The 14,137-nt window shown below is 74.6% G+C and carries 13 protein-coding genes; 2 read left to right on the top strand and 11 right to left on the bottom strand.

The features are described 5' to 3' along the window. Positions 1–7 precede the first annotated feature (7 nt). Positions 8–1,282 (bottom strand): sensor histidine kinase, encoded by a 1,275-nt coding sequence (locus ACERUJ_RS19245; protein ID WP_370250565.1) that lies wholly within the window; start codon positions 1,280–1,282, stop codon positions 8–10. Positions 1,283–1,367: 85 nt separating this feature from the next. Next, positions 1,368–1,805 carry an Hpt domain-containing protein gene (locus ACERUJ_RS19240; protein ID WP_370250564.1) on the bottom strand — a complete coding sequence of 146 codons (438 nt, stop codon included), beginning with the start codon at positions 1,803–1,805 and terminating at the stop codon, positions 1,368–1,370. 116 nt (positions 1,806–1,921) lie between these two features. On the opposite strand from ACERUJ_RS19240, the gene ACERUJ_RS19235 reads away from it, so the two are divergent. Further along, on the top strand, positions 1,922–2,563 hold the full coding sequence (locus ACERUJ_RS19235) for a molybdopterin-dependent oxidoreductase (RefSeq protein WP_370250563.1): 642 nt from the start codon (positions 1,922–1,924) through the stop codon (positions 2,561–2,563). After that, on the top strand, positions 2,560–4,971 hold the full coding sequence (locus tag ACERUJ_RS19230) for an ATP-binding protein (RefSeq protein ID WP_370250562.1): 2,412 nt from the start codon (positions 2,560–2,562) through the stop codon (positions 4,969–4,971). The genes ACERUJ_RS19235 and ACERUJ_RS19230 overlap by 4 nt, the downstream gene beginning before the upstream one ends. Before the next feature lies 1 nt (position 4,972). Here ACERUJ_RS19230 and ACERUJ_RS19225 read toward each other — a convergent pair whose 3' ends face one another. From ACERUJ_RS19225 to ACERUJ_RS19185, 9 genes are all read right to left on the bottom strand, one after another. Further along, positions 4,973–5,278 (bottom strand): hypothetical protein, encoded by a 306-nt coding sequence (locus ACERUJ_RS19225; RefSeq protein WP_370250560.1) that lies wholly within the window; start codon positions 5,276–5,278, stop codon positions 4,973–4,975. Beyond that, complete coding sequence (gene flhA / locus ACERUJ_RS19220; RefSeq protein WP_370250559.1) at positions 5,275–7,353, bottom strand: flagellar biosynthesis protein FlhA; 2,079 nt, start codon at positions 7,351–7,353, stop codon at positions 5,275–5,277. The genes ACERUJ_RS19225 and flhA overlap by 4 nt, the downstream gene beginning before the upstream one ends. A 98-nt stretch (positions 7,354–7,451) precedes the next feature. Beyond that, complete coding sequence (locus ACERUJ_RS19215) at positions 7,452–8,669, bottom strand: flagellar biosynthesis protein FlhB (RefSeq protein ID WP_370250558.1); 1,218 nt, start codon at positions 8,667–8,669, stop codon at positions 7,452–7,454. 7 nt (positions 8,670–8,676) lie between these two features. Continuing rightward, positions 8,677–9,453 (bottom strand): flagellar biosynthetic protein FliR, encoded by a 777-nt coding sequence (locus tag ACERUJ_RS19210; RefSeq protein WP_370250557.1) that lies wholly within the window; start codon positions 9,451–9,453, stop codon positions 8,677–8,679. Positions 9,454–9,490: 37 nt separating this feature from the next. Next, positions 9,491–9,760, bottom strand: coding sequence for a flagellar biosynthesis protein FliQ (gene fliQ / locus ACERUJ_RS19205; RefSeq protein WP_370250555.1), 270 nt, complete (start codon positions 9,758–9,760; stop codon positions 9,491–9,493). Positions 9,761–9,842: 82 nt separating this feature from the next. After that, positions 9,843–10,802 (bottom strand): flagellar type III secretion system pore protein FliP, encoded by a 960-nt coding sequence (fliP, locus tag ACERUJ_RS19200; RefSeq protein WP_370250554.1) that lies wholly within the window; start codon positions 10,800–10,802, stop codon positions 9,843–9,845. After that, positions 10,799–12,151 (bottom strand): flagellar biosynthetic protein FliO, encoded by a 1,353-nt coding sequence (locus ACERUJ_RS19195; RefSeq protein ID WP_370250553.1) that lies wholly within the window; start codon positions 12,149–12,151, stop codon positions 10,799–10,801. The genes fliP and ACERUJ_RS19195 overlap by 4 nt, the downstream gene beginning before the upstream one ends. Before the next feature lie 3 nt (positions 12,152–12,154). Beyond that, positions 12,155–13,024, bottom strand: coding sequence for a flagellar motor switch protein FliN (gene fliN / locus ACERUJ_RS19190; protein ID WP_370250552.1), 870 nt, complete (start codon positions 13,022–13,024; stop codon positions 12,155–12,157). Between the two features lie 83 nt (positions 13,025–13,107). Then, positions 13,108–14,085, bottom strand: coding sequence for a flagellar motor switch protein FliM (locus ACERUJ_RS19185; RefSeq protein ID WP_370250551.1), 978 nt, complete (start codon positions 14,083–14,085; stop codon positions 13,108–13,110). Between the last annotated feature and the right edge of the window lie 52 nt (positions 14,086–14,137).

Raw genomic sequence — 14,137 nt, 5'->3', positions numbered from 1 at the left:
CGGGAGCTCAGCCGTCGGTGGGCTCCCAGCCCGGCGGGAGACCGACCGCGCCGAGGCAGGCGCGCTCCTGGCAGGTGGGGAGCAGCACGACCGCGGTGGTGCCGCCCCGGTCCTCGCTGCGCAGGGTGAGGTCGCCGCCCCAGCCGCGGGCGAGCGTCGTCGCGGCGGCCAGGCCCAGGCCGGGGCCCTGCACCTGCTGGGCCCGGGCGTTGGAGGCGCGGAAGAACGGCGCCCCCACCCGGTGCAGCTCGGTGGCCGGCACCCCGACGCCGTGGTCGCGGACCTCCAGGGTCAGCGCCCGCCGCCGCGGCGGGTCCGGCGCGTGGAGGTGCACCTCCACCGAGGTGCCGTCGGCGGAGAACTTCACGGCGTTGGAGAGCAGCCGGTCGAGCACCTCGCGCAGGTCGTCGGCCGGCACCGCCACCAGCGGCAGGCCCGCCGGGGCCTGCGGCGTCTCGGGGCCGCCGCCGGTCACGACGACGTCGACGCGGCGCTGCCCGCCCCAGGTCTCCGCGACCTCGAGGGCGAGGGCGACGGCGTCGACCCCGGGACCGCTCGACGTCGCGAGCCGCTGGTCGCCCGTGGCCCCGGCGCCCAGGCGAGCGATGCTGTGCACGATGGCGTCGAGGCGTTCCAGGCTCCGCTCGGCCCGCTCCAGCAGGCCGTCGACGCCGTCGATGCCGCGGTCCTCGAGGTCCTCGCGCAGCAGCTCCTGACTCATGCCCAGCACGGTGAGCGGCGTGCGCAGCTCGTGGTTGAGGGTCTCGAGCAGCTCGGCGCGCAGCCGGTCGAACTCGGCGCGGGCGCGCTGGTCGGGCGTGAGCTGGTGGGAGGCGGTGGCGTCGAGCGCCCGGCCGAGGGCGTCCGCGACCGCCCGCAGCGTGCCGAGCTCGCGGGGCGTCCACGGCCCCACGGCCCGCCGCCAGATGGCGAGGGCCGCCGGCTCGCCGATGCGGTGCACCGGGAGTGCGGCCACCGAGCCGTGGCCCACCCGTCCGGTGAGGTCGTGGCGCGCCGCCGCGGTGAGCGTCGTGACCCAGGGCCGGCCCGTCGCGCGGTCGTGGTCGGCCACGACGTCGGCCAGCGGACCGGGCTCGTGGTACCAGCACTCCTCCACGCCGGTGAGGCGCAGGACGAGGTTGACCGCCGCGGCCACCAGGGTCTCGTGGCGCACCTCCGGCACCCCGGCCAGGCCGGCCTCGCCGAGCACCTCGGCGACGAGGTCGAGGGTCACCGTGTCCAGCCCCGCACGGGGTTCGGGGAGCGGGGCGACGTCGACCACCCGTCCAGCATCGCCGGTCGGACTCAAGGAGATCCGGTCGGGATCGACAAGATCGCGACCAGACGGGCGGCGCGCGGGGGTGTCGCTACTGCGCGACCGAGGAGCGCCAGCGCGCCCACTCGTCGGTGGCGTCGGCGGCGGCCTGCTCGAGGGCGCTGAGCTGTCGGGGGGTCCACGCCAGGCCCTGGCTGGCGGCGTGCTCCATGCCCTCGGCGAGCTCGGCCAGGGCGTGCCCGCCGAGGAGCCGGGCGCCTGACTTCAGCGTGTGCACCAGACGGCGACGCTCGTCGGCGGCCACCAGGGTGCGGGTGGCGGCGAGGCGCTCGGGCAGCAGGTCGAGGTAGTCGCTGAGCACCTCGGCGGCCGCGTCGGCCCCGCCGAGGTCGAGGGCGAGCCGGTCCAGCGGGGCGGGGTCGACGGCGGCCGTGCCCGGGGCGCGACGGCGTGCTCCCGAGAGGTGGTCGGAGGGACGACCCGGGTCCCGGGAGGGGACGGCGGATCCACTCCACTGGGTGGGGTCCATGGCGTGGTCGAACCTAGGCACTGCACCGGCTCGCCCGGAAGGGGTGGGGCGGCACCTTGTCGGAATCCATACCGGATCTGGCCGCGCGGGAGCACGGGTTGCCTCATGCTGTGGGGGTGAACGTCCCGGTCCCGTCCGTCCCCTCCGCCTCCGGGCCCGTTCCGCGCGGGCGCGCGGCGCTCCTGGGGGTCCTGCTGACGGTGGTCGTCGCCGCGCTGCTCGGTGGCTGCGGGAGCGACGCGGCGCCGGCCCCCAGCCCCACCGACGCCACGAGCGCGGTCGACCTCACCGTCGTCAGCGAGGCCAGCCTGCGGCCCGGGGACGCGGTGCCCCCGCCCACCGGCCCGGTGCTGCTCACCGTGCGCGGCGGCACGACCACCAACGTGGGCGAGGAGCTGCAGCTCGACCGCGACCTGCTCGAGCGGCTCGGCGTGATGTCCTACGAGGTGCAGGACGACGACGCCACGGGGCAGCTCGCGACGTTCTCGGGGCCGCTGGTGCGCGACCTGCTCGCCGTCGCCGGCGGTGACGCCACGATGATGCACGCGGTGGCCCTCAACGACTACGTCGTGGACGTGCCGGTCAAGGACGCCCAGGACCTCCCGCTGCTGCTGGCCACCCGGATGGACGGCAAACCGATGTCAGTGGCCAACTACGGCCCGACCCGGTTCGTGTACCCGAGCTCGGGCTACGACCTCGACCCGGCCGTGTACGACCCGCGGGCCATCTGGCAGCTGGCCACCATCACGCTGAAGTGAGCGCCCGACCCGGTGGTGGTGACACCCTCGGGTCGCGGGCGCGACGGGACGTGAGCGGGCGGCTGGTCGTGCGGGAGGTCGAGGGGGAGAAGGTGGGACGGATGGGTGGAAGGCGGCCCACGACGGCGCGCGGGTTCGGCCGGATGCTGTCCCGCGCCCGCAGCTCCGGCGCCCTCGTGGCGGCCCTCGGCGTCGTCCTGCTCTCCGGCGGGGTGCTGCTCGGGGCCGAGCTGCAGGACCAGACCCGCGAGCTCGACGACCGCCTGACGATCAGCGCCGACCTCGTCAACACCAACGTGCGCACGCTCAGCCAGGCCCAGCGCGAGCTGCTGCGGCTCAAGGCCCTGATCGCCACCGGCGCGCCGCTGCCCTCGGTGGACACCCAGCAGCAGTTCGTCACCCAGCGCGCCACGGAGTCGGCGCTGGACCAGCAGCTGACCACCCTCGGCTCGACCGACCTGCTGCAGCTGGCCCGCGACGCCCGCACGACGTGGGAGGAGAAGGTCCGCCCCCTGGTGCTCCAGGCCGCCCGCACACCCGTGGGCAGCCCCGAGCGCGAGGCTGCGGCGAAGCGGATCGACGAGCTGGAGCTGACCTACAACCTGCTGGTGTCGCAGGGCGAGATCTACCGCCGCACCCAGGCGGCGGCCCTCGACCGCGCCAGCCGCGGTCTGCTCGACCAGACCGGCGACCTCACCCGCTGGGTCGGCCTGCTGGTGGCGGCCGGCATCGGCTCCACCGCCGTGGCGGGCGTGCTCGCGGTGCGGCTCAACCGGCAGCGCGCGGCCACGGTGCGCCGGCTCAGCGCCGCCAACGACGAGCTGGCCTTCTTCGGCCGCGTGATGGCGGCCAGTGAGACGATGCTGCTCGCCGGTGGCCCCGACCGGCGCACGGTGTGGGTCAACGACGCCTTCCTCACCTTCACCGGTTTCTCGGCCGGCGACGTGCTCGCGCGCCCCCTCACCGCGGTCCTGCCCGCGGCGGCGGCCGATGCCGAGCAGGTGGGGTCGATGACCGAGGCGGCGGAGGCCTCGCGGCCGTGGCGCGGGGAGCTGGAGTGCCGGCGCCGCGACGGGTCGACCTGGATCGCGGCGATCGACCTCTCCCCGGTGCACGGCGAGGACGGCGAGGTCGAGGGCTTCTTCGCGGTGCTGACCGACGTCACCGAGCGGCACGAGGCCGAGCGGCTGCTCGACCGGGCCCGCCGCGCCGCCGAGCAGTCGGCGGAGGAGAAGTCGCGCTTCCTGGCCACGATGAGCCACGAGATCCGCTCGCCGCTCAACGCGGTCCTGGGCCTGTGCGACCTGCTGCTGCTCACCGAGCTGGACCCCGAGCAGCGCGACTACGCCGAGACGGCGCACCGCAGCGGCAGCCACCTCCTGGCGCTGGTCAACGACGTCCTGGACTTCTCGGCACTGGAGTCGGGTCGCGTCCGGCCCGACTCGCTGCCCTTCGCCCCGCGCGCGCTGGTGGAGGAGGTCGCGCGGATGTTCGCCCCGCAGGCCGACCTCGCCGGACTCACCCTGCTCACGGCCGTCGACGCCGCCGTGCCCGCGCAGGTGCGGGGCGATGAGATGCGGCTGCGCCAGGTGCTGGTGAACCTGGTCGGCAACGCCTTGAAGTTCACCGAGCAGGGCTCGGTGGAGGTCCGTCTCAGCGCGACCGGCGGCGGGGGTGCCGGCGACGGCCTGCGCCTGCACGGCGAGGTGCGCGACACCGGCATCGGGATGCCGTCGTGGCGGGTGCCGCACCTGTTCCGCTCCTTCGTGCGCGGCGACGCCTCCAGCACCAGCGAGCGCGGAGGCACCGGGCTGGGGCTGGCGATCTGCCGTCGTCTCGTCGAGGCCATGGGCGGCACGATCACCCTGGAGTCCGAGGTCGACCGCGGGACCCTCGTGCGCTTCGACGTGGCCGTCTCGGCGGTGGTCGCGCCCGTGCGGGCCGCCACGGCGGAGGGGGCGCCCGGCCTCGGTCCCGACCTGCGCGTGCTGGTGGCCGAGGACGACCCGGTGAACACCAAGGTGGTCGTGCGGATGCTGGGTCGGATCGGCGTGACCCCGGAGGTCGTGGCCGACGGCGCCGCCGCGGTCGCGCGGATCACCGAGGCCGCCGACCCGGCCGACGCCGCCGACACCGCCGACGGGACGCCGGCGCCGATCGAGGTGATCCTGATGGACGTCGAGATGCCGGTGATCGACGGGCTGCAGGCCACCGGCCAGATCCGGGCCCGCACCGACCTGCCCCAGCCGTGGATCATCGCGCTCACCGCGAACGCCCTGCCCGGGGACCGCGAGCGGATGCTGGCGGCCGGGATGGACGACTACCTCAGCAAGCCGATCACCGTCGACGCGCTGGCCGCCGCGCTGGCGCGGGTGCCGGTGAGCACCGCCCCCACGACGTCGGACTGACTCAGGCGGCCGCGCCGCCCTCCTCCGCGGTGCCCGCGGACGTCGCCGTCCCGGGCGCGGCCGCCGAGCCCGGGATGCCCGGGCTGGAGGGGTCGGCGGGGTTCCCGGTCGGCACCGCGGGCCGCGCCGGCGGGTCGCCGACCAGGCCGACCAGCGCCGAGAGCGCCACCCAGGCGATGCCGACGGCGATGAGATAGCGCGTGAGGGCGACCTCCAGGGGCAGGGTGCCGTCGACGACGGCCTGCCACAGCGCGGAGGAGGCCAGCAGCGCCGCGGCGCCGAGGACGGGGGCGGAGAAGGGGCTCATGCGGGGACCTCCAGGCTCTGCGGGGTGACGACGCCGGCCGAGCGCACCTGCGCGCTGCCGGTGATCTCGCGGTAGGACAGGACGGGCAGTCGGTCGATCGAGGGCCGCACGAGGCGGCGGACCGCGGCCCGCAGCTGCGGGGCGCACACCAGGACCGGGCGCAGGTTGCGGTTCTCGGCGGTCGTGAGGTGGTGGGCCAGGTTGGTCATCAGGGCCTGCATCAGGCCGGGGTCGAGAGCGATCACCGGGCCCTGGTCGCCGGCGCGCAGGCACTCCAGCAGGTGCTGCTCCAGGGTCGGGTCGAGGCTGATCACGTGCACCGCGCCGTCCTGCACGTACGGGGCCACCACGGCGGGGCCGAGGGCGGCGCGGGCGGCGTCCACGAGGCCGTCGATGTCCTTCGACACCTGGGCGCGCAGCGAGAGCGCCTCGAAGATCCGCACCAGGTCGCGCACCGAGATGCGCTCGTCGAGCAGGCACTGCAGCACCCGCTGCACCTCGCCGAGCGAGAGCAGGGCGGGGGTCAGCTCGTCCACGACGTTGGGGTGGGTGCGCTTGACGACGTCGGCGAGCAGCCGCACGTCCTCGCGGCCCAGCAGGCGCGCGGCGTGGGCGCTGACGACCTCGGCGAGGTGCGTGGTGATGACGGCGCTGCGGTCCACGACAGTGGCCCCGGACAGCTCGGCCTGGTGGCGCATCTCCAGCGGGATCCACTTGGCCTCGAGGCCGAAGACGGGCTCCTGGGTGGCCTCCCCGGGCAGCGAGCCCAGGAAGTCGCCGATCGCCAGCACGGTGCCGGGCGGCGCCTCGCCGCGGGCGACCTCGATGCCGAAGAGCTTGATGGCGTAGGTGCGCGAGGGCAGCGCGATGTCGTCGCGGGTGCGCACCAGCGGGATCACGATGCCCAGCTCGCCGGCCACCTTGCGCCGCAGGCCCTTGACCCGTTCGAGCAGGTCGCCGCCCGCGGCGGGATCGACGAGGTCGACGAGGTCGGCCGAGAGCTCCAGGCCCAGCGGATCGACCTGCATCTCCTCGGCCAGCGACTCCGGGAGGTCCGGGCCGCCGCCGAGCTGGGGGGTGTCGACGGCGAGCGCCGGCGTGCCGTCGGGCAGGCGTCCCGCCTTGGCGCCCCCGCTCTCGTCGATGCGCGCGGAGACCAGCAGCAGCGTGCCGCCGACCAGCAGGAACGGGATCTTGGGCATCCCCGGGATCAGGCACAGCGCCATGCCGGCGAAGCCCGCCACCTGCAGCGGAGCCCGCTTGGCCAGCAGCTGCTTGAGGATGTCGGAGCCCATGTCGCCGTCGCCGTCGGGGTCGCCCGCGCTGCGGGTGACGACCAGGCCGGTGGCGACCGAGAGCAGCAGGGCGGGGATCTGGGAGACCAGGCCGTCGCCGATGGAGAGCAGCGAGTAGGTGGTGACCGACTCCCCGGCCGACATGCCGCGCTGCACCATGCCGATCGTGAAGCCGCCGAGCAGGTTCACCAGCGTGATGATGATGGCGGCGATCGCGTCGCCCTTGACGAACTTGGAGGCGCCGTCCATCGCACCGTAGAAGTCGGCCTCGGCGTGCACCTCCGCCCGGCGCCGCCGCGCGGTGTCCTCGTCGATCAGGCCGGAGTTGAGGTCGGCGTCGATGGCCATCTGCTTGCCGGGCATGGCGTCGAGGGTGAACCGCGCGCCGACCTCGGCGACGCGGCCGGCGCCGTTGGTGATGACGACGAACTGGATGACCAGCAGGATCGCGAAGATGATCAGCCCGACGATCAGCGAGCCGCCCACCACGAAGTGTCCGAAGGTCTCGATCACCTTGCCGGCGTAGCCGTCGATGAGCACCAGCCGGGTGGCGCTGACGTTGAGCGCGAGGCGGAACAGCGTCATCACCAGCAGGATCGCGGGGAAGGAGGCGAAGTCCAGCGGCCGACCCACGAACATCGCGGTGAGCAGCACCACGAGGCCGCCCACGATGTTGGCGGCGATCAGCAGGTCGAGCACCATCGCCGGCAGGGGCACGACCAGCATCACGACGATCATGACGATGCCGACGGGCACCCCGAGCTGGGTGAGTCGCTTCATGGAAACGCAGGCTCCTCGATCGCGAAGGCGGGCATGAGGGGGTGGGGTCACTGACGCCGTCCGTGGCGCGTGCGACACCGTCCTGGCGTCCGGACGACCTATCGGCCGCCGGCCGCCGCGGCTGAGGGGTTCGGTCCGGCCGGGTTGGGACCCGCCGGCTTCGGGGCGGGCGTCGCCGTGGCCCGCGCCCGACGGCGCCGCTGACCGGCGGGGGGCACGTGCGGGAGCGCCTCGTCGGGGCGGGGGGAGCGGTGCTGGCCGCCGCGCACGCCGGCGTTGCGGCGCGAGATGACGAAGGCCAGCACGTGGGCGACGGCGGCGAACAGCTCGGTCGGGATCGGCTGCCCCACCTGGGTCGAGCGGTACAGCGCTCGGGCGAGCGGCACGTCCTGCACCAGGGGCACGCGGTGCTCGGTGGCCACCTCGCGGATGCGTGCCGCGATCGCCCCGGCGCCGCGGGCGACCACGATCGGCGCCCCCCGCTCGGCCTGGTAGCGCAGCGCCACGGCGACGTGGGTCGGGTTGACGAGCACGACGTCGGCCTCGGGGATCGCCGCCATCATCCGGTTGCGGGCCGCGGCGTGCTGCCGGGCACGGATCGCGCCCTTGAGCAGCGGGTCGCCCTCGGCCTGCTTGTGCTCCTGCTTGATCTCCTCCTTGCTCATCTTGATCTGCTTGTTGGTGCGGCGCCGCATGACGGCGTAGTCGACGGCGGCCATGACGACGCCGGCCACCGCCACGGTGCGCAGCATGCCCAGCGCCTCGCCGACGGCGACGTCGAGCACGGCGCTCATCGGCACCAGCCCGCCGATCAGCGGCGTGGCGGCGGAGATCCCGCTCCACACCAGCACCCCCACCAGGGTGCACTTGACCAGCATCTTCGCGCCCTCCCACAGGGAGTGCGGTCCGAAGACCCGCTTGAAGCCCTGGATCGGGTCGAGCTTCTTCAGGTTCGGCTTGACCTGCTTGGTCGCGAGGTAGAAGCCGCCCTGTCCCAGCGTGGCCGCCACGCTGAGGATCAGCACGAGCGCGCCGAGGACGCTGGTGGCGATGATCATGTGGCGGGCGGCGTCCTCCAGGAGCACCAGCACCAGACCGAGGTCGGGGTTGGCGATCTGGCGCAGGGCGCGGTCCATCAGCACGGTCAGCGCGTCGATCTCGCGGCGGGCCAGCGCGGGCAGCGCGAGCGAGAGCACGGCCAGGGCCAGCCACGGCCCGAGTTCCTGGGTGCGGGCGACCTGCCCCTCCTTGCGCGCCTCCTTCTTGCGCTTGGGAGTGGGCTTCTCGGTCTTCTCACCACCCGCGTTGCCGCTCATCGCCGCCTCACGCCCCGCCGGCCAGGGTCGCGGTGGCCTGCATCGTGAGGTCCACGAGCCGGTCCATCACCCCGGGCAGGGCCGGGAAGGACAGGCCCACCAGCAGCAGGGTGAGCCCGATCTTGGCGGGGAAGACGACGTTGATCGCGTTGAGCTGCGGGGCGACCTTGGTCATCAGCGCCAGGCCGAGGTCGGCGAGGAAGAGCACCGCGATCAGCGGCAGCGCGATCTGCACGGCGGTGACGAAGAAGACGTGGAAGGCGCGCATCAGCACCTCCGAGGCGGTGTCGATGTCGGGGGTCGAGCCGATCGGGAGCATCTCGAAGGTGCGCAGCAGCCCGCCGAGCACGAGCAGGTGCCCGCCGCTGACGAAGAGCAGCACGACGGCGAGCATCTGGTGCAGCTTGCCGATCACCGAGTTCATCGTCATGCCGAGCGGGTCGAAGCCCTGGGCGAGGGAGAATCCGCCGAAGACGTCGATGAGCGCGCCGGCCGCGGCGACGGCCGCGAACAGCATCGAGGTCACGAAGCCCATGAGCGCGCCGATCACGATCTGGGCCAGCACCAGGCCCAGCAGGTCGGGGGTCGTGGTGGGCACCGAGGTGATCCCCTCGGGCCCCATCATCGAGACCCCGGCCACCGCCAGGGCCAGGGAGAGCATCACCTTGGCGGTGATCGGGATGGCGCGGGAGGAGAACGGCGGGACCAGCACCATCCAGGCGATGATGCGCACCGACGCCAGCAGCAGCGTCAGCATCGGCGCACCGGCGATGGTCAGGTCCATGGCGTGCTCGGGGTCCGGTCGTCTCGGTGTCGGGGACTCAGGCCAGCAGGTCCGGCAGCATGGCGAACAGGTCCTGGGTGAAGTTGATCAGCGAGTGCATCATCCAGTTGCCGCTGAGCAGGATCACCAGGCCCACCGCCACGACCTTCGGCACGAAGGCCAGGGTGAACTCCTGGATCTGCGTCATCGACTGGAACAGCGAGATCACGAAGCCCACCCCGAGGGCGGTGAGCAGGATCGGCGCGGACAGCTTGAGCGCGATCATCATCGTCTGCATCGCGATCTCGATGACGGCGGTGTCGGACACGGTGTCCTCCGGACGGGCTGGTCGAGGTGGCTGGGGGGCGCGGGGCGCGGGGCGCGGGGCGTGCCTGGTCGGAGGGGCCCCGCTAGGTCTGATAGCTCTGCACGAGCGCGGTGATGATCAGTCCCCAGCCGTCGACCATCACGAAGAGCAGCAGCTTGAACGGCAGCGACACCATGACGGGCGGCATCATCATCATGCCCAGCGCCATCAGCGCCCCGCTCACGACGATGTCGATGACGAGGAAGGGGATGAAGATCAGGAAGCCGATGATGAAGGCCTGCTTGAGCTCGCTGATGATGAAGGCCGGGATCAGGGTCGACATCAGCACGTCGTCGCGGGTCTCGGGCAGGTCGCGGCGGCCCACCTGGCTGAGCAGCTCCAGTTCGTCGTCGCCGGTCTGGGCGAGCATGAACTCCTTGAGCGGCTCGACGCCGGCGTCGAAGGCCTGGCCGGCCTTGAGGTCGCCGTCGAGGTAGGGCTGCAGCCCCGCGTCGTTCATCGCGCCCAGCGTCGGGGCCATGATGAACAGGCTCAGGAACAGGGCGAGGCCGGCGAGCACCTGGTTGGGCGGGGTCTGCTGCAGGCCCAGGGCGTTGCGCGTCAGACCCAGCACGATGAGCACCTTGGTGAAGCTGGTGCAGGTCAGCAGCAGCGCCGGCGCCACCGAGAGGATGGTCAGGGCCAGCAGCACCGTGACCGACGTGCTCGGCTTGTCGGTGAGGCCGCCGAGGTCGACGCTGACGACGTCGTTGCCGGCCTGGTCGCCGCCGGGACCGGTGGGTCCGGTCGGCCCGGTGGGGCCGGTCGGTTCGGCCGGCAGGCCCGCCGTCAGGCCCGCCGTCAGGCCCGCAGTCAGGGGGGTGAGCGTCGGGAGGGGCGCGCCCGCGGCCGCCGAGGCCGGAGCGGCCGCCGAGGCGGGGCTCGCGGCGCCGCACAGCAGCCCGGCGACCAGGCCCAGCAGGGCAGCGGTGAGCAGCCCCGCGAGGAGGGTGGCGATCCGGCGTCGGACCGGGCTCCCGGCGGGGGCGGTGCGGGCGCTCATGAGGCGGTGCGATTCAGGGCGGCCCTGGCCTGGCGCCAGGTGTCGGGCGAGAGCAGCGAGCCGGCCAGCGGTCCCGAGCCGGGCGTGACCGGGGCGCCGGGGCGCGTCGTGGGGGCGGTGGGGGCGGTCGCCCCGGTGTCGGTGCTGTGAGCGGTGTCGGCGGCGTCGGTGACGGGCTCGGGGGACTCGGTGGACTCCAGGTGGGAGAGCTCGGCCACGAGGTGGGCCGCGAAGTCGGCGTAGGGACCCGGCGCGGCGGGGGCGGCCGGCGTCGTCGGGGCGGCCGGGGTCTCGAGCTCCGCGGCGAGCAGCAGCTCGGCGGGCGAGGCGGCCGCGGGAACCGCCTTCGGAGCCGCCTTCGGAGCCGCCTTAGCGGCGGTCTTCTGCGCCGTCTTCGGGGCCGTCTTCTGTGCGGTCGTGGGGGCCGCCTTCGGGGCCGCCGTCTTCCGAGGGGCCGCCGTCTTCCGCGGGGTCGCCGCCCGCGGCGCCGCCTTCGTCGCCGCGGGACGCCGGCCCGGCGCGGCCGGGGCAGGAGCCTCGGGGCCGGTCTCGGTGCCGGTCTCGGTGCCGGTCTCCGTGACGGTCTCAGTGGTGATGTCCGCGCCGGCCTCGGGGGCCGTGTCGACGGCGGATGCGGTCGCGCCGGTGGTGAGCAGCAGCGCGGCGTCGAGCTCGGCGAGGCGCTCGGCGAGCGCCTCCGCGAGGTGCTCGGACAGGTCGGCGAGCGGCTCGGGCTCCGGGGCGGGTGCGACGTCCGCCGGGGCCGGCAGCGGCCGGTCGAGGACCCCGGCCACCGGCAGCGTCGGGTCGGTCGTGGGCACGACGTCGGCGGTCGGGGCGTCCGTGTGCCCGCGGCGCAGCCGGGTCAGTCCGGTCAGCCCGGTCAGCCCGGCGGTGAGGGCCTGGCCCACCTTCACCCCGGCGCGGTCGGCGAGGGTGCCGGCGCCGGTGGGGTCGGCGCGCTTGAGCAGCGAGGGTCCCTGCGGAGCGCCGGTGTCCCCGGCGACGACGGTCCCGACGGTGTCCGCGGGCAGCGCGGGAGCCGGGGCGACGTCCTGCCACGGGGCGCCGAGGGCGGCCAGCGGCTCGAAGCCGGGCAGGCCGCACACGTCCTCGGGGTCGAGCTCGGTGAGCACCTGCACCTGCTGCTCGGTGGTGCCGAGCACCAGCAGGCGGCGTCCGACCGCGACCACCGACACCGCGGAGCCCCGGGTGAGGGTCTGGCGGTGCAGGATCTGCACCGCGCCGGTGCGGCCCTGGAAGCGGCGGCCCGCGAACCGGGTGAGCAGCAGCAGCAGGCCCAGGATCGCGGCCAGCGAGAAGATCGTGCGCAGGACGAGGGCGGTCACGGGTCAGCCCACCGCGGTCTGGTCGAGGATCTCGGTGATCCGCAGGCCGAAGTCCTCATCGACCACGACGACCTCGCCGCGGGCGATCAGCCGGCCGTTCACCAGCAGGTCGGCCGGCGAGCCGGCGGCCCGGTCCAGGGCCAGCACCGCGCCGGGGGCGAGGTTGAGCAGGTCGCGCACCGCCATCCGGGTCCGACCGAGCTCGACGGTGACCTCCATCTCGACGCCGTGCAGCATCTCGATGCCGCGCCGGGAGCCGCTGATGGGGTGCACCGTCGCGCCCGCGCCGGGAGCCGGCTCCACCGGCTGGGTCTGGATCGTGCCCGCCGCGCCGACCTGGGGCGGCAGCCCGGTGGCGCTCGCGGCCGGCTCGGGGGCACCGCCGCCGGCCTGCGCGGCCTGGGCGGCCTGGGCGGCGGCCATCAGGGTGGCGTCGGGCACGAGCACCGCGCCGCTGATGCCGGCCCCGAGCAGCGGCACCGCGACGAACGGCCCGCCCTGGGCGTCGACGACCAGGTCCATCGCCACCTCGGTGGCGCCGGCGGCCGCACCGCCGAGCGCCAGGGCGGCGGCGTCGAGCGCGGGCTGCACGGCGGCGGCGACGTCGAGCGGCCCCAGCGGGCTGCCCTGCAGCGCCTCCACCAGGTCCTCGCCCACGAGGATGGTCAGCGTGGCCGGGCCCGCGAGGCCCTGGACCTGGCTGGTGGCCGCGGCGGCGAACAGGCCGGCGACGTGCTCGGTGCCCGGCTGCGGGTCGCCCGGGGAGAGCGGCTCCGCGGCGGGCAGCAGCGGCGCGGCGGCCGCCGCGACCGCCTGCGCGATGAGCAGCTCGGGGGTCAGGGGGGCGTCGGCGGGCAGCGGCGGCATGGTCATCTGGGGTGGCTCCTGGGTGCGGGCGGGGCGGGACGGGGCGTGGGGGGCCGGTCGGCGGGGCGGCGGGGTGGCGGGCCGGTGGGTCAGCGGTGACCGGGCGGGCCGGAGGGGGGCGCGGCCGGCTGGTCGGTGGTGGCGACCACGAGGGCGGCCAGCCGTTGCCCCTGGGCGCCGGCCGTGGCGTGGCCCAGCAGCTGGTCGTCGACGCAGACGTCCAGCGGGGCCGCGGCCGGGTGGGTCAGGCGCCGCACGTCGCCGGGCTGCAGGCCGGCCAGGATCGTGGGGTCGAGTCGGCTGGGGCGGAACCGCACGCTGATCTCGACGGGCACGTCGGCGAAGCTGCGCTGCAGCATCTCGGCGGCCTCGGCGCGCTGGGCACGCTCGCGGTTCGACACCGGCGCGGGCGCCGCGGCGGCGGCGAGGTGCGGGTGGAGGCCGGTGAACGGCAGGCACACGCTCATCCGGTGCGGGTGCTCGTCGATGCGCAGCTCGAGGTCGATGACCACCATGACGTCGGCCGAGCTCGCGACCTGGGCGAACTGCGGGTTGTACTCCACCCCGGTGATCTGGGGGTCGAGGGGCACGATCACCTCGAGGGAGTAGCGCATCTCGGCGAGCAGCCGCTCCACCAGGCCGCGGATGATGCCGCTCTCGATGTCGGTCAGCGGACGCTGCGGCTGCGCGGCTCCGCCGGGGCCGCCGAGCATGTGGTCGACGCACGACATCACCGCGGGCAGCGGCAGGTCGATCAGGCCGCGCCCGGGCATCGGCTCGAGGGTGTACATCGTGAGGTACGACGTCGTCGCCAGCGAGCCGACGTACTCGGCGTAGCTGCGCTGGTCGATCGTGGTGACGTTGACCTGGCAGATCGTGCGCAGCGCGGAGGTGAACACGGTGGTGGCCTGGCGCGCGAAGGCGTCGAAACCGGCGTGCAGGATCCGCTGGTGCTCCCGGGAGAGCTGGATCGGACGCCGGAAGTCGTAGGGCACCGGGGCCGCGGCCCGACGGCGGGCGCTGCGGCCGCCGGTCGGCTCCGGGGCGGACGTCTGGGGGAGGCTCACGACCAGCAGATCGGCGCCGCGTGAGCGCACCTGAGACTTTGGGCCGAAATTC

Origin of the sequence: Nocardioides sp. (genome assembly GCF_964228225.1) — a bacterium.
Classification (GTDB): domain Bacteria; phylum Actinomycetota; class Actinomycetes; order Propionibacteriales; family Nocardioidaceae; genus Nocardioides.
This window is presented reverse-complemented; position numbering and strand designations above follow the sequence as displayed.